Origin of the sequence: Desulfogranum marinum (genome assembly GCF_016918565.1) — a bacterium.
Taxonomy (GTDB): domain Bacteria; phylum Desulfobacterota; class Desulfobulbia; order Desulfobulbales; family Desulfobulbaceae; genus Desulfogranum; species Desulfogranum marinum.
The window spans coordinates 125,806-148,726 of sequence record NZ_JAFFQD010000005.1 but is presented as its reverse complement, the minus strand read 5'-3'; the positions used below and the strand labels follow the sequence as shown (position 1 = coordinate 148,726).

Below are 22,921 nucleotides of genomic sequence, written 5' to 3'. Positions count from 1 at the left end.
AGTTTTTCTTTCATTGTTCGCCTTAATCCATCGAACCAACTCCAGTAAATCTTCTATATTTATTATCGCAGATGCTGTCTCCTTCGTCAAATTAAAGTTTATATGTGTTTTGATGATGGGATATCGAGGTCTTCTTTAAAATGATGAAGCACTACCTGAACCTTGAACGAGAAACTCAGCTTCGGGATTTTGACGGCATCATAGGTCATATCACCATAGCCATGTCCCGGTATATATTTCTGTCGTATGAGCAACGCTGTCATGATGATCCGAAAACTTTGGGTTCACTCTTCTTTGCCTGCTGCGGGGAGATGAAAGACCTCGACCTAGTTGAGGCCATGCAGCGTATACTCACGCTTGCCATGGAAAAAGTACGCGATGCAGGCGTGATAGCAGAAGATATTGTACTTTTGATGGTTGATACAATCATGAGCACTGCAGTAGAGTTGATTGAAAGCAGTCGACGTGTAGCCGGTATAAATCACAATATTTTAACAACTTAAGATAACTCAGAAACTTGAGAACATAACATACAAAAATTATGTGTAATTTGTTAAGTTGACACAATGTTCATGAGAAATTCGGGCTAACCCGGATTTCGGGCTAACGGTTGACCATTACTACTGCCTGCTCCATGGAGATCTTATATGACTTCTGAGATGAAAAAATTTGCCCACTGGAATTTTTCCCTGGAAAAAGATAATTACTGCTGGCTGACCATTGATGTCGCGGAAAAATCCACCAATGTGCTGACCCGAGAAGTTCTGGACGAGCTACGGGAAATCATCCCGGTTATAGAACAGCAAAAACCACAGGCACTGCTCTTCCAATCCAGCAAGGCAAACGGCTTTATTGCAGGAGCAGACATCAGCAGCTTCACCACCATAACCAGCCAGGAAGAGGCACTCCATCTCATACGGCAAGGCCAGGATATTTTCACCATGATTGAAAACCTTCCCTTTGCCACCATCAGCCTTATCAACGGCTTTTGCCTTGGTGGGGGACTGGAACTGGCCCTTGCCTGTGATTATCGCATTGCCGTTGATGAGCCGAAAACAAAAATCGGCTTACCGGAAGTCAAGCTCGGGATTCACCCTGGTTTTGGCGGCACGGTTCGCCTTATACAGCTCATTGGCGCACCCGCCGCCCTGCCACTTCTCTTGAGCGGCAAGATTCTCGCTGCACGGCAAGCTGCCAAGCTTGGAATCGTTACCCATGCGGTTCCCCCACGCCTGCTCCGTTCTGCTGCCCGAAAAACACTCGCAAAAGGACAAAAACATACGCGCAAGATTCTGCCGAAACTCGCAGACGCCGCTCTCGCCCGCCCGCTGGTAGCAGCACTTGCCAGAAAAAAACTCAAGCAAAAAGTTAACCAAACCCACTACCCTGCCCCCTTTGCACTGCTTGATTTGTGGGAGAAGTATGGCGGATCTCCAACTACAATGATGGAGCAGGAAGCCCAGTCAGTTTCGAAACTGATACGTACACCTACAGCTCAAAACCTGATACGAGTTTTTCAGCTGCAGGAAAAATTGAAAGCCCTTCCCGCAGACACGACCTTTGCGCCTCGCCATGTCCATGTCATAGGTGCAGGGGTCATGGGTGGTGACATTGCGGCATGGTGTGCCCTGCAAGGGTTTACAGTCTCCATCCAGGACAACAGTCATACTATCCTGGCAAAAACCGTACAACGGGCAGCCGCCCTGTTTCAACAAAAACTCAGGGCTCCACATCTGGTCAAAGCGGTTCTTGACCGCTTCATACCGGATATCAATGGCGCCTGCATCCCTAAAGCGGATGTGATCATTGAGGCAATTTTTGAGGATGTCAATGCCAAAAAAGAGCTCTTTGTTGCCCTTGAACCGCAAATACGCCCCGATACACTGCTCGCGACCAACACCTCCTCAATCCCTTTGGAAACTTTGGCAGCAGATCTAAACAATCCAGAAAGACTGGTCGGCCTCCATTTTTTCAACCCGGTTGCGAAAATGATGCTCGTGGAAGTCGTCAGCACCTCCTATGTCGAGGAGACTGATGTGCTCAAGGCTGTTTCCTTTACCAAAAAAATCGGCAAACTTCCCCTGCCGGTACACAGCAGCCCAGGCTTTTTAATTAACCGAATCCTGATGCCCTACCTGCATGAAGCGGCACTGCTTGAGGCTGAAGGAGTGCCGCCCCTGGCCATTGACCAGGCTGCCGAGCAGTTCGGCATGCCGGTCGGGCCCATAGAGTTGATGGACTTGGTCGGCCTGGATATCTGCCAGTCGGTAGCGGAATTCATGACCGTTGACCCGACCATGAAGATGCCGGAAAATCTACAAAAACTACTTGATCAAGGACGGCTGGGGAAAAAAAGCGGTGCGGGGTATTACACCTACAAAAGAGGCAAACCAGACAAGCCCTCCATTGATAAAAAAACGTCACTACCCGGCGATATTGCAGACCGACTGATTCTACGACTGGTCAATGAAAGTGTCGCCTGTCTTCGCGAAAAAGTGGTGGCGGATGGAGACCTTTTGGATGCCGGAATGATTTTTGGGACCGGGTTTGCGCCTTTTCGTGGAGGCGTCGTTCACTACATGCATGACCAGTCTCCAGCAGCACTGTTGAGTAAAATGCAGCAACTGGCCACCCAGTATGGCGGGCGTTTTACTCCTGATAAAGGTTGGCAAACAATATAAGCTCTTTGCAAGAAAAACATGTCACCTTCGACACATGAGAAGAGGATTATCTATGCAGCGAACCACAGATTACATAGCTCCTGATCATGTGCATACTCTGCACGGTCTTTTTCTAGAACGTATTTCCCGTAGCCCACAGGCAACCGCCTACCGATACTTCAACAAAACAAATGAAACATGGGAGGATATAGCCTGGCAGGCAATGGGTGAGCGAGTCGCCACCTGGAAGGCAGCCTTAGCCAAAGAACAACTTGCAGCAGGTGATAGAGTTGCTCTGATGTTACCCAATAGTCCCGAATGGGTATGTTTTGATATGGCAGCCCTCCTGTTAGGGCTTGTTGTGGTCCCCTTATTTGCCAATGACCGACCGGAAAATATAGCCTACATCCTTGAAGAAACAGACACCAAAGTCTTGCTTTGTCCAGGTCTTTCTTACTGGAACGATCTTGAGCCTGTGCTCAACAGGCTTAAAAATATTCAGCGCATTGTTACGCTGGATTTCTGTAAGGTACAGGATGAAGATCTCCGCATAAAGTGCAGCAGCGAATGGCTTGCCTGTGAACCAGTGGCACTTGACACCGAGTTCAGCAATGGAGACGATGTAGCATCCATTGTCTTTACCTCCGGTACTACCGGTCCACCCAAGGGAGTCATGCTCAGCCACCGCAATATACTGGAGAACAGTTATGCAGGGCTGCAGACTATTCCCATTTATGCAGATGACCTTTTTCTCTCTTTTTTACCGATGTCTCATATGTTGGAACGAACAGTGGGCTATTACCTGCCTATCATGGCAGGTGCTACCGTGGCTTTTGTCCGCTCTCTTCCGCAGCTGCGAGAAGATCTCCAGCACCTGCAGCCAACGGCCCTTATTGCAGTGCCCCGTGTATTTGAAAAAATTCATGCTGGTATAAAAAACTCGTTGGCAAAAAAAAGCAGCCTCGCACAACGATTATTTACTCTGGCGGTAAACACAGGCTGGCACCGTTTTGAGTGGGAACAAAAAAGGGCTTCCTGGTCACCTCTTCTCCTGCTGCACCCTTTACTTGATAAAATCATTGCAGCCAAGGTAAGGCAACAACTTGGTGGTAAGCTGCGTATCATTATCAGCGGAGGCGCTGCCCTTTCCCCGGAAATAGCAAAACTTTTTCTCGGACTGGGGCTTCCCCTCTGCCAGGGATACGGCCTGACAGAAACCAGCCCGGTTGTCAGCGTCAACAGGATGGAAGACAACCGACCTTCCGGCGTAGGCCCTCCTTTGCCGGGGATTGAAGTAAAAACAGGCAAAAACAATGAACTTTTGGTGCGCGGCAGTTGCGTAATGGGCGGATACTGGAAAGATTCCGCAGCCACAGCCCAGACCATGACAGCCGACGGCTGGCTGCGTACCGGTGATCAGGTTGTGATCAAAGACAAGCATATACAAATCATCGGCAGGCTCAAAGAGATCATCGTCCTCAGTAACAGTGAGAAAGTCGCCCCTGTGGACCTTGAAATGGCCATCACCCTGGACCCTCTTTTTGAGCAGGTTATGGTCGTCGGTGAGGGGAGACCTTTTCTCACCATGGTTGCCGTACTTGATCCCAAAGCATGGGCAGAACTCCGAGCCACGCTCCATCTACCCGACAGTGAGGATTCGCTCCACTCGAACATACTGCAACAGGAAGTACTGGCAAGGGTTGATAAATGCCTCCACTCCTTCCCCGGATTTGCCTGGATAAAACAGGCCGTGCTCACACTGGAGCCATGGACGGTTGAGAACGAACTCCTTACTCCTACTCTGAAAATAAAACGGGAAAAGATTGCCACCCTGATGCAAAAGGAAATTGAAAGGATGTATGCTTAAGTGTATGTTTAAAAATGTTTTTTTCGATCGAAACCTGCTGAGCCCAGACTCCTGGATAGGTGAGCAACAAAAAAGACTCCGAGTAGTTAGCCCGGATTTTTCATCAATAAAGTTTTTCGCAGGGCAAGGCACAAGCCACGCAGCTGTAGTAAACTACCGCAAGTGGTTTGTAACGTAGATCCTGCGGAAAAATCTATTGACCCGAAGGGGGAACTTTTTGATTTAAAACAAAAAACAAACTGCTAATTGCACAATTACTCTTTAATATATAATATCAATTAGTTGAGTTTCAAATCAAAAAGTTCATGAGAAATCCGGGTTGGGCGAAATCGTACTTGTTCAAGGTACCTTTAAGTGCTGGGGAATCATACGTGCACAGGATAAGCAAAGCAGTAATCCGTGATGATGCTGCAGATAAATCTTCGGGTAAGGCAAAATACCTCTCCGATCTGCGCTTGCCGGGTATGCTGTACCTGGTGGTCAAACCTGCGGACATCCAGCATGCTCGCGTTCTCAACATCTATATTCCCAAACTGCCTGAAAACTATACAGTCATTACCGGCAAAGACTTCAAAGGACAAAACCGGGCGACTATCATAGCTGAGGACTGGCCTTTTTTTGCTGAAGACGAAGTTCTTTACTATGGTCAACCTCTGCTTGCAGTGGCCGGACCCGAGCTTGATATCTGTGAAGAACTCTGTTCGAAAATCACGGCTGAATATGAAGGTTTGCCTGCGGTATCAACAATCGAGGAAGCCCAGGAATTTTTCAATGACTTTCATATTGTTAAGGGAGAGCCTGAACAGGCGTTTAAAAATGCGGCTCTGACATTCGACAACGCCTACCGTACCGGTATGCAGGAGCAGGCTTACATGGAACCGCAGGCAATGATCGCTGATTTCCAAAACGGCATGTTGACGGTTCAAGGATCGATGCAGTGCCCGTATTACGTGAAGAATTCGCTGATGAATGCATTGGCTCTTAACGCGGACAAGGTACGGGTGATTCAGACAGTAACGGGTGGTGCATTTGGCGGCAAAGAAGATTTTCCCTCGATCCTTGCCGGTCAGGCAGCTGCTGCCGCAATAAAAACAGGACGCCCTGTCAAAGTAGTTCTCGACAGACGGCTCGACATGCAGCTTACCCCCAAAAGACACCCATCACTTATCCAAATACGGACGGCTGTCGACCAGGAAGGCCAGATCACCGCAATGGATATCGATTGCAGAATAGATGCCGGTGCCTATCAAACCCTCTCTGCAGTTGTTCTTGAGCGTGCCATATTCATATGCACCGGGGCGTATAATATTAAAAATGTGCATGTCCGCGGCCGCACAATGAAAACAAATCATATCCCTTCAGGGGCGTTCCGCGGTTTTGGTGGCCCCCAGGCACATTTCGCTGCGGATATGAACATGCATTTTCTTGCACATACGCTTGGTATTCCGCCCCTGGAATTAAAGAAAAAGTACCTCTACCGGCAAGGGGACCATTCCGTAACCAACGGAACGTTCCGTGACCAAATTAAATTTAATGAAATGATCGAAAAGATAGAGGAAGCGTCCGAGTACAGCAGCAAATGGGAGGAGTACAACCGCAAAGCAGGATCACGTCCCTATAAGGGCGTCGGAATATCCTTTGCGGCCCACGGTGGTGCATTCACCGGCAGTGGTGAACAGGACATTATTAAAAGTCTTGTCCGACTATCGGCTGAAAGCGCAGCGTCAGATGAATATATTGTCCGTGTTCTCGTTTCAAATGTTGAAATGGGCCAGGGAGCCTCAACAACACTGAGAAAGATCGTAGCCGAAGCCATGCACCTTCCGCTTGAACGCATTATTTTCAACCAATCAGATACAAGCGAGGTACCCGATTCAGGGCCGACAGTCGCCTCGCGAACCATCATGATAGTCGGCAAATTACTCCATGATGCAGCCAAAGATCTTCTCCAAAAAATCGACTCAGGTCCTCTTCCGACAAAAGAAAAACCGATTGAGACGGGAAAAAGATATGTTCACCCTCAGGAATTTGAATGGGATGAATCCACTTTTACCGGCGATGCCTATCCCGGTTACTCCTGGTCAGTCAATGTAGTGGAGGTGGAAGTTGACCCGCTCACCTATGTCACCAAAGTAATCGGGTCCTGGGCTGTGTACGATGTCGGCACCCCGATAGATATACAAATTGTAAAAGGCCAGATGCAGGGAGGCACTGCCCAGAGTCTCGGCTATGCTTATCTGGAAAAGATGGAGATGAGCAACGGCAGGCCCGCACAATTATCCTTTACTGATTATACTATTCCAACCACCCTTGATTTCCCTGATCTACAATGCCGGTTCATCGATAATCCTTATCGCCTTGGCCCCTACGGTGCAAAAGCAGCAGGTGAGCTGCCCAACATAGGTCCTGCAGCGGCATTTGCGGCAGCAGTCTCGCAGGCCACTGGGACAATCATTACTGCAATCCCCGTCACCCCTGAAAAGCTGGAGGCAGAACTTCGATGAGCCCTCCTTTTACAGTCGATTTTGAGATTGACGGCCGCAGCGTCTCGCTTGAAACACGCCCGGATCGACGACTACTTGATCTGATACGTGAGGATGTGGGCATTACCGGTGTTCGAGAGGGTTGCGGTGGAGGGGAATGCGGCGCCTGCAGCGTATTGCTGGACGGTAGACTGATCAATTCGTGTTGCATGCCTGCAGTACAAATGAAGGGTTGCAACATTACAACCATTGACGGATTTGCAAAGACAGAAGAATTCACCCTCATTGCAGACGCTTTTGCCGAGGCCGGTGCTGTTCAGTGTGGATTTTGCACCCCAGGCTTCATCATGGCCACGGCTGCGCTGCTCAGTCACAATCCGAGACCTACCGATGAAGATATCCGAACAGGATTATCCGGCATTCTTTGCCGATGTACCGGCTATACAATGGTCATCGAAGCGGTAAAAATCGCTGTAGAGAAGCTTGCTGCAGCAGACCTACAATTCAACCAGCAAACGCCCACAAGTAAGACCATGAAGGCGACGAGCCTGAGCCCTCAAACCATTGCAGACGCGATCAGGCTGCTCAATCAGGGTTATCGGCCGGTGGCAGGCGGAACGGACCTTATCGTGCGCCGCCACGCTCTATTAAAATCCGAGCCGAAAAATGCAGGTACAGGCAACCTTTTCAGCTGCAGGCAAATAGTAGAGACGAACCGCATGTACCAAGAGAATGGCCGCCTCAACATTGGCAGCAGCGTGAGCCTTACCGATATAATTGGATTTCCCGGATGCCCCCCACTGCTGCGTAAAGCTCTATCATCTATAGGGTCCCCAGGTATCAGAAACGCGGCGACTTTGGCCGGTAACATCTGCAATGCCGGCCCTGCAGCAGATTCATTGCCTGTTTTATACCTGCTCAATGCAAAAATACACACATCCGGTGGTTCAGGAACCAGAGATATTTCGATTGAGGATTTCATTACCGGTCCGGGCAGGACACTCTTACAACCAGATGAACTTGTTCTATCAATCTGCTTTAAGATACCGGATGAAGCCGCAGGCGAGCATGGGTGGATATTCAAAAAGGTAGGCACAAGGGCGGCTAACGCGCTTTCAAAGCTCAGTGTTGCGGCACTATGGAAAAATGCAAACAATACATTAACCGATTTCAGACTTGCTATCGGAGCCTGCGCACCGACCGTCATTCGAAGTTTTGAGGCAGAACAGCTGATAATCGGCTCCACAACCAGAGAACTCGAACAGCACTTACCTCAATATCTTGCAGTCTATGGCAAATTAATCAGGCCGATAGATGACCAGCGCAGTACTGCTGCATACAGAAAAAATACGGCGCTAAAACTCATTGAACATATCATTAAGACTGCAGGAAATATTCACAGAAATGAAAATAAGAAGTGGTGAGTTATAGCATACTGTTGCAGCATGGATAGCAGTAACCCTCCAGCCATTTGCGGCACCCTAGATTTTGTGCCCTACAACCCACAGGTCTCATTGGGCTTCAGCTCCCTCAATAAACAGTCGAACTCGCTGAAAAACTTTTTCCACTCCTGCCCCCTGAACAATAACGTGCCGATCGGAGTTCATTAACACGTATTCTTTTTGCACACTTGCCAGACGGTCAAAAAGCTTTCGTGAACCTTTTCTCCTGACCACCGGATCATGGTCTGCATGGATAATCAATGACGGCATGGTAACCTTTGCAAACCTCTTTTCCAGATCATCCAACAGGTTACCAACCTGTTTAATCCCCTGAACAGGATTGCGATCGTAATTTATATGCGGGCTCTCTGCGGCAAATTTCAAGAACTGCTCATCAGGGTGCTCCCCTTTTATTTTTTGTACCATTTTATTCCAGGTATCACTGGCAGGCATAAATGTAGAGCTATAATCTCTTAATTGCATCGGAGGACAGATCGCAAACACACCTGCTATGTCAGGTACACGTGATGCCAGATGCAAAGCAAGGTTGCCGCCAACCGAAACCCCACCGACAACAACCCTACGGCAGGTATTACTGAGCAGTGCGTATCCAGCATCAACCTCATTAATCCACTCCTGGTAACTGCGACCGGCAAGATCGGCAGCGCAGGTGCCATGCCCAGGCAATCGTGGAGCATACACCCAATATCCTTTTTTATGCAGATACCCGGCAAATTCCTTCACCTCTAAAGGGGTTGCCAGATAACTGTGGACAAGTAAAATTCCTGTGCGTTTTTGTATACTCGAGTAAAAAATCGGTTTGCCCGAGCCCTTTTGTATGCCAGACATGCTGCACCATTGCTCGACTGCACTGTGGTACTGCTGGTTTGCCTTTTTCAACAGGTAGCGAATAAGAAAAAGCTTCAGTAAAAAATCCGGCTGCCACGCGAGAGAATACAAAAATTTCTGCAACGCTTTTAATGGCTCTACTTCATTGGCAATAACTTCAACCGGGTTGTCAATCCTTCCCCGATGAAAGCTCACCGGAGCTGACAGCTTTGACCGATCACGAACGAGTGTTTCTCCCTCTTTTTTCACGATCCCTTTATCAATAGCAAGCTGGAGAAAATTTTCAAATTTCCGATACCGATCATCTACAACCAAATGACTCTGGTCCTCCTGCATTGACTTATGCAAAAAAAGGTGCTGGTATTCACGTTCCTGAAGCAGGGAGGCAGCATAAAAAACACGCCGCTGCAAATCCTTTTTCTGTATTTTTTCGTAGGGGTACATACGGAGAAAGGAGGCAAAAAGGTGTTCATGATTGACCGTTGTCATGGAATAAATAGCACGCATGTACTGCTGCATGATCCGGCGTCCGGATCCCTGAATAACAGTCTTAAAAAATGGATCACCAACAAAGCTGTTAAAATCAGATTGCAGCAGCTCTTCATCACTCACCAGATGAGCAAGCTGTGCTCCAATATCAATCGGCTTCCCAAAACGGATATCAACATCAACCCCTGCAAGCAGCATGGTTCCCTCGGTCATGATTTCTTCGAGAACCCTTTCAGAAACCCCTTTGACCAATTTTTCAGTGAGGCTGGAGGCGACATTTTCATGGGCCCGTAAGGGATAGTAGGTAAGATTGACAGGTACAATAGTTGGGGCGGCGTTGCCCATCTCCTCTACTGACCCAAGCCCGAGATACTCCAACGAACAATTCGCCTGAGAGCTTCTTTTCTTGGAGTGGAGTAACAGGTACCTTCTAAACAGCTCGGCCCGCAGGGCCAAAGTTGCCGCGCCTGTATGCGGCTCATGCATACCTTTGGGGTCCGTTACCATGTACTTTCCACCATGCATGATCTTTTTGGTTTTAATCATGCTGCCCTCAGGGAAAATAATCCAGTTGGCTTCACCTGTAAGCAGGGTTTTGATGACAAGTTCGTCACGCTGAGGATCCCGGGTGGAAACAGCGCCTACCAACTCAAGAAAACGGCCAAACCCTCCTTGAAAAAGTTTGGCATTTGCAAGTGACCAAACTGGAATTCCAGTCAGGTTGAAAATATGATAGGGGAGGAAAAACGTCTCGATCCGGGTGAAATGATTAACAACAAAAATAGCGGCATTACCAGGAACATGCTCCCGACCATGGATGACAATATTCGCCCTTGAGAGACGGGAAAGCGTTTTGATGGCCATCCCTGTAGTAAGATACGCTGAACGATTCATCCATTGCTCCGCTGAGGGCCACACCTAACCCGAATTTCTCATGAGTTTTTTGATTTTCGACTTAAATTTTTGATATTTATAGAAAATACAGTAGCGCTAAAAAAAACAGACTGTTTTTTCGTCGATAATCAAAAAAACTCACCCTCCGGGTCAGCGAATTTTTCCGCAGAATCTTTGTTGCAGGCCATTTGCGGTAGCTTGCTATCTGAGTCTACGCTTACTTGCTGCGTGTCCTGCGCCTCGATCTGCGAAAAACCTCACTGCTGAGAAATCCGAGCTAACATTCTGGTAATACTTACAATATAGGTTCATAGACCTTATTGATCAAGGGGACACAGGGATGTTTGAAAGCGATATGGCCACGGTCAGCAGCCAAGAACCACGGGAACAGTGAATCTGTTCCCATGGGTTTGCATACAACTTAAAAAGGGTCAGTATTGGTTGCTGCTGATTGCTGTTTTGCTTTCTCATCAGCCGCGAGCTGCTGAGCGGCTGCAGCTCCTGCCGCCTCACGTACCTGCTCCTCTGTAAGCGTATGCTCTTCCGCCTGGGGAACTTCCACAATAACCTTGCGATGGGCATAATGAATCCCCTTGGCCGCAAGGGCCTCGCTGATACGACGATAGGCATCGCGGCGAATAAGAAACTGACGACCGGGTTTAGCTGTGAACTTGACCCTGATCACCATCACCGAGTTGGTAATTTCATACACTCCCTGCGATTTCACCGGCAAAATAAAATCAGGCCCAAGTTCTTCATCCTGGAGCATTGCCTGGCCAACCTTTTTGATTGTCTTCCTCACCACCTCCACATCGGTATCGTACGGGAACTCAAGGTTAAACTTTACAACTATCCCGCCCCGCATAAAGTTGGTAATCGAGCCAAGCTCGCTATGGGGTACAATCTGCAGCATACCGCGATGATGGCGCAGCATCACATTACGCAGGGTAATATTTTCAACCGCTCCTTTAACCGATCCGGCCTGGATATATTCCCCAACGCGAAAGGCATCGTCCAGCAAATAGAACACGCCTGAGAGCACATCAGCAACCAGCTTCTGGGCGCCAAACCCCACAGCAAGGCCGACAACACCAGCACCGGCAAGTAGAGGGGCAATATCAACCCCTATGGATGAAAGCACGATTAAGGCGACCATCACCAGCAAGGTAATGGCAATAAATTTACGAATCATCGGCAGCAGGGTATAACTTCTTCCCAGTTGTTTAGCGCTGCCGAACTCACCACCGTCATCAACGGCCTCCTCTTCTTCCTCAGGCATTGATTCAGCGATCTTACGTTCGATAATTTTAGAAATAATACGCCAGATAAAAAGGGCAAGGGTCAAGGTTATGAGAATATCAAAGGCTGCCTGGACAATATTAACGGCAAAGGGGAACTCAAAGCCCCACAAGGTCATGACCCAAACAAAAAGAACGAGCACCAGAAAGGCACGAAAAGCTCTCAGCATGATCTGCTTTATTTTTCTTTCTTTCTGTTCAGGGCTCAGGTATGCATCACCCAAAGTTGCTATTTTCTGCTCATCCGGCTCTCCTTCCCGCTTAATCCCAAGAGTTGTAACAATATTACCAACTAACCAAAGCCCAATACGATCAAGAATAAGGTAAAGCGGCACAATCAGCAAACTGATTATCAACGCCCCGTTATCCTTACCGGTATTGGTTATCAGGGTGTTAATCCAAATGGACCAAATCCCAAAAAGATAGAGCAAGGCAAATACATGCCACATAGAAGCAAACTGCCGCATTGCCCAAGAGCTGGCGGCTTGCTTCTCTTCCCCGCCAATAATCGCTGTTGCCACATGCTGTCTGTTCCACACGATCTTGATGGCAATAAAAAGCAGCAACAGTGTTCCCAATACAGCTCCCAACGCATGCGTTGGTCCCTTGCTCATCCCGAGGTCCCCTAAATAGGTGAGCACCATCATAGCCGTCATCGTGTACCAGATAAAAACCTGAGACCCGCCATACACTCTCCTCGCAAGACCATCATCGAGAGGCAGCAGGCGCAGCGCAGAAGCATTTGGGCTACAAAAAAGTCGGGCAAGCAAGGAGAAAACGCGCCCTCCGAAAAGAATTCCCAGCACAGCCATGAAGGCCCCTCTTACCGGTTGCTGGTCTATATCAAGGAGAAAGAAAAAAAACAGGGAAGCGACCACAAAAATTGTGAGATAGACAATGGCTGGTAAAAGTGCAACGCAAGCCCCCCACAGTCGGGCGACCCCTTCATCTTCTTCTCCCACCGGAGGCGGTGCTTGGAGAAAGGTTTCACCTGTCATTCGCCGAAAAAACCACTCTACGCCCAAGCCCAGCCCAAGGGAGAGAGCTATTAGAAATAGATTGAGAAATAATCTGCCAAAATGGCCGTCACCAATCTGCATCAGGGCGCGGCCCGCTTCTCCAGGTATTTGTAGGAAAAACGGCAAAAGACGCACCCCACCTGCCCCGCTTTGATCGTCATTTGTATCAATAGCATGAAGCCACTCTTGTAGAGATGCTACTAAACCGCTTTTCGATTCAGGCACAGCCGTTGCTTCGGCGGCAGTTTTGCCCAGTTCTTCTATGAGTAATTTACGGATCTCACTGTCGCTCAGCCTGGCAAGTACAGCATCTATTTCTTGAGGGTTTGTGGCAGCACTGATGGCTTCCTCAGCGGCCGGATCAGGTTCTTCACCAGATGCAAAGGTCGAAGGGCCTCCTGCTAACAACACTAAAACAAGAAGAATTGTCCCCACCAACCTGAAACCGAAAATCGTTCTCATTCCTGTCTCCTGTTTTGTCATTATTGTTGGGTAAAGTTATTTTGTCATTTCATCGGTCACAAGAACTGTCTGTGCCTTCAAGAGCGCTTGCCTGGACTGATAAGAAATGCGAGCTAGCGGGTGGGTATACCCAACATCGTCATTAATCAAACACAGCTCCTTTCTAAAACCGACAAAGCAGCTACCTGTTAAGATGCACTACCCCCGGCATCACTTTTTTTGGCTGATCGCAATCTTGGCAGACAAATCAATGCTACCAGCGCCAGTACTACAATCATATACCAGGGAAACCAGCCCATGGAAATTTTAAAGGCCTCATTTTCAACCAGTTGTGTTGTCCACCCAGGATGCTGACTGCCTTGCAGTTCTCGCAATTGCTGGATCAACACTGCATAAAAAATACCGATCAGTCCGTATGCCGCATTGAAGGCCAGGCCTTTAAAACTGAGCACTGTTGCCCGCTGCTCGGAGGCTGCAAGTTCATTAAGATAATAGCTGGTAAAAAAAGAGGTCATCATCATCCCTATAAAGACAAACATCATCGGAATGAAACCGTAATAGGGAATAAATAACGGCAGAATAAACAAAGTGGCCAATGCCAGCAGAGTGAGCACAACCAGGTTTTTGGCAAGCGAGAAACGTTCAGTCATGCCCCTTGCTATTCTGGGAACCAATAAACCTAAAACAGCCACACCTGACCCCAACAGACCAAAGCTGGCTTCCGGCAGGTTGATCAAACGATAATACTGGCTGGTCATGGTAACAATCATGCGCAGGGTATGGTCAAAGGTCATGGCAAAAAGGATAATAGCCAGCGCCAAAGGAGTGCGTATGATCCAGCTGCCGGCAGCCATGGTCTGGCGGGTCATCTCCATAACACTTAACTGCGCCGATTCCTCCTGCTCTTGCTTGAAAACTACTTGCGGATCGCGCATACGCATGGTTGTCATCCACGCTACAATAGCGAGCAGCAGAGTCAGATAAAGAGGAAAACGCATGGTTACCTGCAGGGAAAGCATACCTGTATAGCCAAACAGGTGAAGAAAACGATTAACCATACCGGGATCGTAAACCACGGCACCGATGGTCATGGCAAAGATATAACCGAAATTTTGGCAACGCATCTGCAAATCGAGCACCCTGGACCACTCTTCCCGAATGCCCGCCTCAACCAGTGTATCATAGGCCATCGCCTCATCAGCACCGCTGGCCATTGCTTCAGCCAAACCGCTTAATATCCTGTTCACCAAAAACGCTGAAAATATAAGGGTACCGTTTCCAAGTGGCACAAAGGCTATCACGGCCAACTCAGTAATCATTAAAAGAGTCGTTCCTACCAGCAAACGCTTTCTACCGATCAGATCCGCTACCACCCCCAGGGGAACCTCGGCCAAAACAATGGTAAATGCCCAAACGGTATTCAGCAGGGCAAACTGTTCCAGAGTCAAGCCGTAATCAAGAAAAAGAATGGTAAATACAGGATAGTAAAATCTGGCATTAAAAAGCACCCGAAACAGAAGGAAAAGCTTTATATTGAGCAGGCTGAACGGCGAGATGGTAGTCTTGGTCGTACTCATATTTTTTTAAAATTTTCGGTTTATTCTTGAAGATGGTGAACAATACACATTTCAACCGGGATAACCAGATAAAAAAGGCATTCAGCAAACTAAATGATTATATTGGACTATTTGCCCTAGCTTCTATATACTGGTTGCTACAGATGTTTTTTTGTATGCATTGTTCGAATTGAATACCAGATAACCTTTGTGAGGGCATGCAACCATGCAAAATAATGGAGGAGAGAGGTGAATCTTCCAAGCCAGGCCGCTGCCACTGATCCAATGGATCAGTGGCGTTTTAACAAAACAGGTTAACCACTTTGCGCATCAATTTTCGCGGCCCGTTCCGTGCAAAACACATCACATTTCTCACCATATTTGTGATCTTGTTATTCTTTTTGTTTACCACAGGCTTCTACGCGTATTTCCCCCTCTTTCACCCCACTAATGACAGCCAAAAACAAACTCTCCAATCGCTTGCGCTGGTGCTGCAGCGGCAAATTGTGTCCTCAGCAGATAGAGCAAGACGTAACCATCTGAGAACTACAGCGGAAAACCAACTTGATGCCCTGCAGACACTGCAGGATAAATTTCGAGCAGGTGCTCTTTCTCTTGATGAAGCGCAATGGCTTGCAGGCAGCATCATCACAGGTCGGCAAGGGGGTAAATCCTCCTATAATTTTGCCATTGATGCGCAGAGTACGATCAGAGCCCACCCCCAAAGTGCCATGATAGGAAGAACCTATCATGGCAAAAAATCAAATCAACAACAGGAAATCCCCCGGCAGGGCTTTTACACTTTCACCACCCACGATAAGATAAATCAATCAACTGCTGTTTCCAAGCTTGGTTACGTTACCTTTTTTAAACCATGGGGCTGGCAGATAATTACCAGTATTGCAGTTGACGAGGCTGTAGCATTCATCAACATTGAGGACATTCAAGCCGCAATCGCCCAGACTCCCTCTTGGGCCGAGCATGAGATTGTCCTTTTTTTCAAGATGGTCATATATGGCACTCAAAATCGGTGAAGGAAAATCTCTCTGCTGAAATAGCGGAAGAATTTGCAACGCTTGCTGAAAAAGTATGGGGAGAAAAAAATGGGTTTCACAGCTACAGCTGGATTCCGAGCAACAGTAGCAACCCCGCGGACAAAAATATAGCATTCAGAGAAATTCCTGAACTCAGGCTCATTGCCGGGATTACAGCTCCACATACCCGGCCTGATATGGTTATTGTCTTCTCCCCGCAAAAACTACTGCCGGCGTTTGCAGCAGCCTTCCTGCTCGCTCTGCTTCTCGCATTTTTCGCCACCAAAATTCTGGTTCGACCACTCATCCAGTTTGTTCAACACACAGCACAAAATATCAGCACCTTTGAACCCCTTCACCTGAGCCGCCGGACATACAAGGAACTGGCGCAGATAGGCAGCACCTTCAATATACTGATCGAACAACTGCATCAAACGAAAGAACAACTCAACGCTGAACAACAAACCAGCGAAGCTGTCCATGATCAACTCAAAAGCGAAATCCTCACCCGCGAACAAACCCACGAAAAATTGCTCTCAGAGATAGCAACAAGGAAAAGTGCCGAAAATTATCTCCAGCTTTTTAAAAATCTTTTTGAGCATGCCATTGAAGGCATTATTGTCACCGACAAGGATGCCCGTATCCTCACTGTCAACAAATCTTTCACAGATATAACCGGCTATCAACCCCAAGAAGCAATCGGCCGGAACCCCAACATGCTCAGTTCCGGACAACAGTCGGCGAACTTCTACAGAAAGATGTGGCAGTCTTTACAAAAAAACGGTTCCTGGTTTGGCGAAATTATCAATCGCAAAAAAGATGGAACCATCTGTCCGGAATGGCTGTCGATCAGTCAACTCAAAGATAAAGACAACAATACCACTCACTACTTTGCCTTTTTCCATGACATCAGCGAATTAAAGGAAAAAGAAAAGCAGATATCCATCATGGCCTACCGCGATGCGCTGACTAAGCTACCCAACAGGGCTGCGCTTGAAGCACGCTTAACCAAAGCCATCTCAAAGGCAAAAAGAGAGGCCGGGACATTGGCTGTACTCTTTATCGATCTTGATAATTTTAAAAATATTAATGACACTCTCGGCCACGACAAGGGCGACGAAGTTCTCATCCAGGTTTCAAAAAGGATTAACCAGGTTATCCGCCAAGAAGACACTCTTTCCCGCCTTGGTGGCGATGAGTTTATCCTCCTCAGCGAATCCATTGAAAATGAAAGCGGTATATTTCACTTGGCAGGGCGAATTCTCTCCTGCCTGCAGGAACCTTTTGTTATCGGTTTCAGTGAACTTTTCATTAATGCCAGTATCGGCATAGCCACCTATCCCAATGATGGCAAGAACACCAATGAACTCATTAAAAATGCGGACATGGCTATGTACCGCGCCAAAGATGAGGGAAAAAATAAGTTTGTCCTCTTTACCCAAGAAATGCATGAAAATTTCCTCACCCATGTTCGTATTGAAAATTCCATTCGCACCGGCTTACAGAAAAAAGAATTTATTATTTATTACCAGCCCAAAATAGACATACCTTCGGAACGGTTAACCTCTTTTGAAGCGCTTATTCGCTGGAATAAAAACGGTCTCATCATCGGCCCGGATAAATTCATCCCGATTGCCGAGGAATCCGGCCTGATTGACAAGATGAGCCTTTATGTGCTGGAAGAGGTCTGTATTTTCCTTAACAAATTACATACACAAGGTACTTCTCTGCTCCCAGTGAGCGTCAACATGGCTCCTCGGACCTTTAACAATCTGGAAATAGTTGAAACCATAGATACCATTCTTCACAAATATCGAATTGACCATAAATACATAGAGTTTGAAATTACCGAAACAACGGCCATGCAGGATATTCACCATACCCTGAAAACCATGAACAGATTCCGTCAGCGAGGGATAAGTTTCTCTATTGATGATTTTGGCACTGGGTATTCCTCCCTAAGCTATCTCAATGAAATGCCAGTCTCCACCCTCAAGATAGACAAACGCTTTATAGATGCCAATGACAACCATAGCAGAAGTATAGTTTCCACTATCATTGCAATGTCCAAACAAATGCAGCTAAAAGTTATAGCTGAAGGCGTAGAAACAGGAGAGCAGCTTGACTGGCTGCGTACTTTAGGCTGCAATGAAGCCCAGGGATATTTCTTTGCCAAACCTATGCCGGAGAGCGACGCTACTCAATTTATACAAAACGGCCAAAACTCCTGAGGCCCTTCTCCAGTCTCACAAAACAGAAAAAAACAGTCTCCTGGATTGCGACATTGGCCGTTGTCCGTTATTCTTTTGATATCAATCGTCCACATTCCTCATGAAAATTGTGATAAATGAAACTCCAGCTGATGCTGATCAACAGTGAAATTTGAGTGTAACTCAGCAAGCTTGAACCAATGTTCATGAAAAATCGTAACTACTCACGGAGTTGATAACTCTTTGATGTATTATACCTAAAACCTGTAACCGCTTACAGGTGCCTCATATTTGGGCAGGTACGATTTTTCGCAGGTAAGCGAAGACTCCGTTAGCCTATCTATGCGGGAAATCATGACCGTTCGAATATAGGGTGCCTGTGAGTAGTTACGAAAAATCTACTCTAGCACCTCGTAGCCTACGTGAACAAAACCACTCAGCCCTCCCTCAATACAACCGTAACGGCGTGCCCCAGCTGCGATCTGCTGCTTAGCGGTACGACTGCACGAGAAAACCATGCTGCGCTGTGCCCCAGATGTAATGAACTGCTCCACAGGGATAAACACAATTCCATTGTTAAAACCTTTTCCCTTAGCCTGACAGCGCTCCTGCTTTATATTCCCGCACTCTTTCTCCCTTTGCTGACCATGGGCATCCTCGGTACAGAGTCCTCCTCGTCCATCATCTATGCAATCTTCAGCCTGTTTGTTCAGCAGCAATTCTTTGTGGGCTTCATCGTTCTTTTGACCGCCGTTATTTTTCCTTTTTTCACTCTGTTAAGTCTCTGTGTAGTTTCTTTCGGTCTTCTCACGGATCACCAAAAAAAATGGATGCCATGGATGTTTCGGCACTACAACCATCTACGTGAATGGGCTATGACCGATGTTTTTCTGGTCGGCATATTGATTACAATCATCAAGATGGCCCACTCTGCGGAAATCAATCTCAATCTAGGCTTTTTCTGTTTTGTCTTTCTTGTTGTTGTTACCATTGCTTCCCAAACAGCCAGCGACAGAAAACTCTTCTGGTCATTACTGGAACCGACCTGCGCCAAAACGAGCCCATCCCCGCCGGACCCCCTAACATCACCCGGATCCAACAGCCGTGGAGCAAGCCATCTTGTCTGCCATACCTGTCATAAAATAGTGTGGTCAGACAACGAGAATACACCATCTCACTCAAAGTGCCCTCGATGCGGAGAAAAACTCCACCATCGAAAAAAGAACAGCATTATGCGTACCTGGGCTCTCCTCTGCACAGCTGTTCTTTTCACCTTTCCGGCCAATATACTCCCCATCATGGAGGTCGAATACTTTGGTGTCCCCGAACGTTCAACCATTTTGGATGGTATTGTTTATTTTTTCCAAGACGGCTCCTATGGCATCGGGATTATTATCTTAACGGCCTCAATCCTGGTTCCCCTCTTTAAAATAATCGGCCTGAGTATTATTCTCCTTTCCATCCATTTTCAATGGCACACAGGACTACGCCGAAAAACCACCATGTTTCGATTAATTGAATTCATCGGTCGTTGGTCCATGCTTGATATTTTTGTCATCGCCTTACTCTGCACCCTGGTACAATTCGGTTTTCTTTCAACCATTTCCACCGCTCCGGCTGCCTTCTATTTTACATGTGTTGTTGTTTCCACCATGCTTGCTGCCGTCACCTTTGATACACGACTGCTCTGGGACAATTGTGAGTCTACTTCCTGAGGTAATCAATGATACAGGACCCCATACAACGTCATAAACGCATCCTTTCCCCCATATGGATTCTTCCTTTTGTAGCACTCTGCATCGGCAGCTGGCTGCTATATACCAGTTTCCGTGACGCCGGAATTGACATCCATGTTCATTTTGAAAATGCGGAAGGCATCACTCCAGGAAAGACAAAAGTTATCTTCAAGGGTATTCCCATTGGAACAGTAAAAAAGATAGAGATTGACGACGATATGCAGGGCGTCAATCTGATCATTGAAATGGAGAACCGCTCAGATGCTCTCCTCGTAAAGGATACGGCCTTCTGGATTGTCAAAGCCGAAGTCTCTGCCGGTCGTATCAGCGGCATTGAAACACTCGTAAGCGGTTCTTATATCGGCACCCAAAAGGGAAAATCAACGGAAACAACAACCCATTTCCAGGGTCTCGAAGTCCCGCCTCCACTTGACCAAGCCACTCCAGGACTACGCTTTACCCTGGAATCGGATACCCTGTACTCGCTGCAGCGGGGATCCCATATTTACACAAAAAACCTACAAATCGGTCAGATAGAAGACTATGCATTGCAGGATAACGGCAAAATCCTATTCAGTGCCTATGTACAGCCCCAATTTGCCCATCTCATAAAAAATGGTACTCGCTTCTGGAACGCATCAGGCCTCTCTTTAACCGGTAATCTGCGTCAGGGGCTGACTGTCAACATAGAATCAATGGCATCGCTCCTTTACGGCGGCATAACATGCGCCACCCATGATTCTCTACAAACAACCAGCCCTGCTGCAACAAACAGCCATTTCATCCTCTACAAGGATTTTGAATCTGCAGAATACGGTATACCAATGACCCTGCAGCTTAACTCAGGCGACGGTATCGCTCCCGGTAAAACAGAAGTACGATACAGGGGGTTAAAGGTTGGGGTGGTGAAAGGTCTCACCTTTAATCATGATTCTTTCCATACGGTCACCGCTCACATCCTTCTCGACCCCAGGGCTGAACCTATTTTGCGGGAAACAACCAAATTCTGGGTTATAAAACCGGAGGTGAGTATCACGGGGATACGCAACATAGAGACCTTGGTGGGAGGAAATTTTATCACCTTCAGGGTTGGTAAGGGTGAATACTTAAACGACTTCAAAGAAGAACCTGATCCCATGCCCAATCAGGTTATGCGCGAGGGAACGACATTTCGGCTGGAAGCATCTGACAGCGGTTCGCTTGAGAGAGGGGCCCCGGTTCTTTTCAAGCAACTCAAAGTCGGAGAAATTCTAGACATTACCCTGTCGCCGAAAAACAAAGGCGTACAGATCAGTCTCATGCTTTATAAACCTTATGACAAGCTCATCCATGCCAAAACCATTTTCTGGAATGTATCGGGAGTGCAGATCGGCGGGAGCCTTTCTCACTTTAAGGTTAACCTTGCCTCCTTACAAACAATGCTCGCCGGTGGCATCGCCTTTATATCTCCGCCCGTGCCTGAGGGGCAGCAGGCAGTTATTCCTGACCAAAACCACAGTTTTCCACTGTATGATGATTTTAGCGAGGCAGTTCAAGCCAATCCTTTTTTAGAGCCTCCCGGCCTGCACCTCAAGATCTCCACTGCCGAAATGCCACCGCTCTCTGTTGGTTCACCTGTTCTGTATAACAATATAAAAGTTGGCAAATCACTCAAGTTCACCCCGCAACCAGAGAGTGATGAGGTCGTGATAGATGTACTTATCGATAAAAAATATGCTCATCTGGTCACTTCTACCTCCAGGTTCTATAATCTTTCAGGAATACAGATCAGGGCCTCTTTGCAAGGAATTGATATGCAGGCAGGCCCCATTGACTCTGTTATATCGGGCGGGATAACTTTTTTCTCGCCGGGAGAGGGGGCAGCAGTAACTGACTCCCACCAATTTCAGCTGTATAAAAACTACCATGCTGCTTTACATACAGATGATACGCAGATTACGCTCTTCCTCAACGACGCCACCGGGATTTCTCTGCAAACCAAAATTACCTATCAAGGAATTGTAGTCGGCACCATCACCTCTATCGACATCTCACCTGATGGTAAAGGGATTCTCGCAACAGCACACATTCAACAAGATGCGGTCAAATTTTTTCGAAGCACATCCTCTGTATGGCTTGTTCAGCCTTCAATTACCCTGCAAGGTGTTCAAAATCTTAATACGCTGCTCTCTGGTCCGTATATTGCCGTTCATGCGGGCAAGGGTCCATTGCAAACAACTTTCCGTGTCCTCAATGCTCCGCCTGAAAAGATCAAAACACTACCGGGCTTGAACATTGTTCTTGAAACAGCACGCCTGGGCTCACTGTCCAAGGGCAGTCCCGTCCACTACAGGCAGATACAGGTTGGCCGGGTCACTGGTTTTTCGCTGTCACCGACCCGTCAATCCGTCTGGGTGCAGGTCAACATTACCCCACAATATGAAGAACTTATCTACAAGGGGACAAAATTCTGGAACTCCAGCGGAGTGCAGGTAAGCGGTGGCGTATTCAGCGGTCTGCAGATAAGCACGGAATCGGTTGAGGCCCTACTCAAAGGCGGAATTTCTTTGGCAACCCCTGATGACGAATCCATAGGCATTCCTGCCCAAGATGGCGACCATTTCAAACTGGAAGCAACCCTCAATGAAGAGTGGCTCAACTGGCAGCCGATATTACCTGCCCCAGTGGAAAGACAAACACCAGTACCTGCCGAAAAAATTCCCAAACAACCCATCAAAGGGCAAGAAGACCAAGCGGACAGATACCTCTAGCTTGGATCTCTCGTCAGTTCAGGCAACCTCAGGTTCAAAGTTTTCAGAAATGTAATGAATAGGAAGCGTAGACTATGGTAAGCGCAGACTCCGACAGTAGACTATATTCATTACCGAAATACTGAAAAAAATAATGCTGGATGGACTGACCTTTGGCTAGGCCATCTCACAA

At 47.4% G+C, this 22,921-nt stretch carries 11 protein-coding genes and 1 pseudogene; 9 read left to right on the top strand and 3 right to left on the bottom strand.

The window, feature by feature from the left end; genetic code table 11:
- Window positions 1-116 precede the first annotated feature (116 nt).
- The 5 genes and pseudogenes from JWH17_RS05300 to JWH17_RS05280 form a co-directional block, all read left to right on the top strand.
- A pseudogene (locus tag JWH17_RS05300) lies at window positions 117-503 on the top strand (IS4 family transposase); the annotation flags it as partial.
- Between the two features lie 144 nt (window positions 504-647).
- A complete protein-coding gene (locus tag JWH17_RS05295) occupies window positions 648-2,681 on the top strand; it encodes a 3-hydroxyacyl-CoA dehydrogenase NAD-binding domain-containing protein (protein ID WP_205221532.1) in 2,034 nt (677 codons plus the stop codon).
- 52 nt (window positions 2,682-2,733) lie between these two features.
- A complete protein-coding gene (locus tag JWH17_RS05290; RefSeq protein WP_205221531.1) occupies window positions 2,734-4,527 on the top strand; it encodes an AMP-dependent synthetase/ligase in 1,794 nt (597 codons plus the stop codon).
- A gap of 371 nt (window positions 4,528-4,898) precedes the next feature.
- Window positions 4,899-7,031, top strand: a complete 2,133-nt coding sequence (locus JWH17_RS05285; RefSeq protein WP_205221530.1) for a xanthine dehydrogenase family protein molybdopterin-binding subunit — start codon at window positions 4,899-4,901, stop codon at window positions 7,029-7,031.
- A complete protein-coding gene (locus JWH17_RS05280; protein ID WP_205221529.1) occupies window positions 7,028-8,434 on the top strand; it encodes an FAD binding domain-containing protein in 1,407 nt (468 codons plus the stop codon). Before JWH17_RS05285 ends, JWH17_RS05280 begins: the two co-directional genes overlap by 4 nt.
- A gap of 87 nt (window positions 8,435-8,521) precedes the next feature.
- On the opposite strand, the gene JWH17_RS05275 is transcribed toward JWH17_RS05280, so the two are convergent.
- The 3 genes from JWH17_RS05275 to JWH17_RS05265 form a co-directional block, all read right to left on the bottom strand.
- A complete protein-coding gene (locus JWH17_RS05275) occupies window positions 8,522-10,684 on the bottom strand; it encodes an alpha/beta fold hydrolase (RefSeq protein WP_205221528.1) in 2,163 nt (720 codons plus the stop codon).
- A gap of 421 nt (window positions 10,685-11,105) precedes the next feature.
- Window positions 11,106-13,463 carry a mechanosensitive ion channel family protein gene (locus JWH17_RS05270; protein ID WP_205221527.1) on the bottom strand — a complete coding sequence of 786 codons (2,358 nt, stop codon included), beginning with the start codon at window positions 13,461-13,463 and terminating at the stop codon, window positions 11,106-11,108.
- A gap of 188 nt (window positions 13,464-13,651) precedes the next feature.
- A complete protein-coding gene (locus JWH17_RS05265; protein WP_205221526.1) occupies window positions 13,652-15,040 on the bottom strand; it encodes an MFS transporter in 1,389 nt (462 codons plus the stop codon).
- Window positions 15,041-15,342: 302 nt separating this feature from the next.
- On the opposite strand from JWH17_RS05265, the gene JWH17_RS05260 reads away from it, so the two are divergent.
- From JWH17_RS05260 to JWH17_RS05245, 4 genes are all read left to right on the top strand, one after another.
- Window positions 15,343-16,053 (top strand): cache domain-containing protein, encoded by a 711-nt coding sequence (locus tag JWH17_RS05260; protein WP_205221525.1) that lies wholly within the window; start codon window positions 15,343-15,345, stop codon window positions 16,051-16,053.
- Window positions 16,050-18,284, top strand: a complete 2,235-nt coding sequence (locus JWH17_RS05255; protein WP_205221524.1) for a putative bifunctional diguanylate cyclase/phosphodiesterase — start codon at window positions 16,050-16,052, stop codon at window positions 18,282-18,284. Before JWH17_RS05260 ends, JWH17_RS05255 begins: the two co-directional genes overlap by 4 nt.
- 401 nt (window positions 18,285-18,685) lie before the next feature.
- A complete protein-coding gene (locus tag JWH17_RS05250) occupies window positions 18,686-19,978 on the top strand; it encodes a paraquat-inducible protein A (protein WP_205221523.1) in 1,293 nt (430 codons plus the stop codon).
- A gap of 8 nt (window positions 19,979-19,986) precedes the next feature.
- Window positions 19,987-22,749 carry an MlaD family protein gene (locus JWH17_RS05245; protein WP_205221522.1) on the top strand — a complete coding sequence of 921 codons (2,763 nt, stop codon included), beginning with the start codon at window positions 19,987-19,989 and terminating at the stop codon, window positions 22,747-22,749.
- Window positions 22,750-22,921 lie beyond the last annotated feature (172 nt).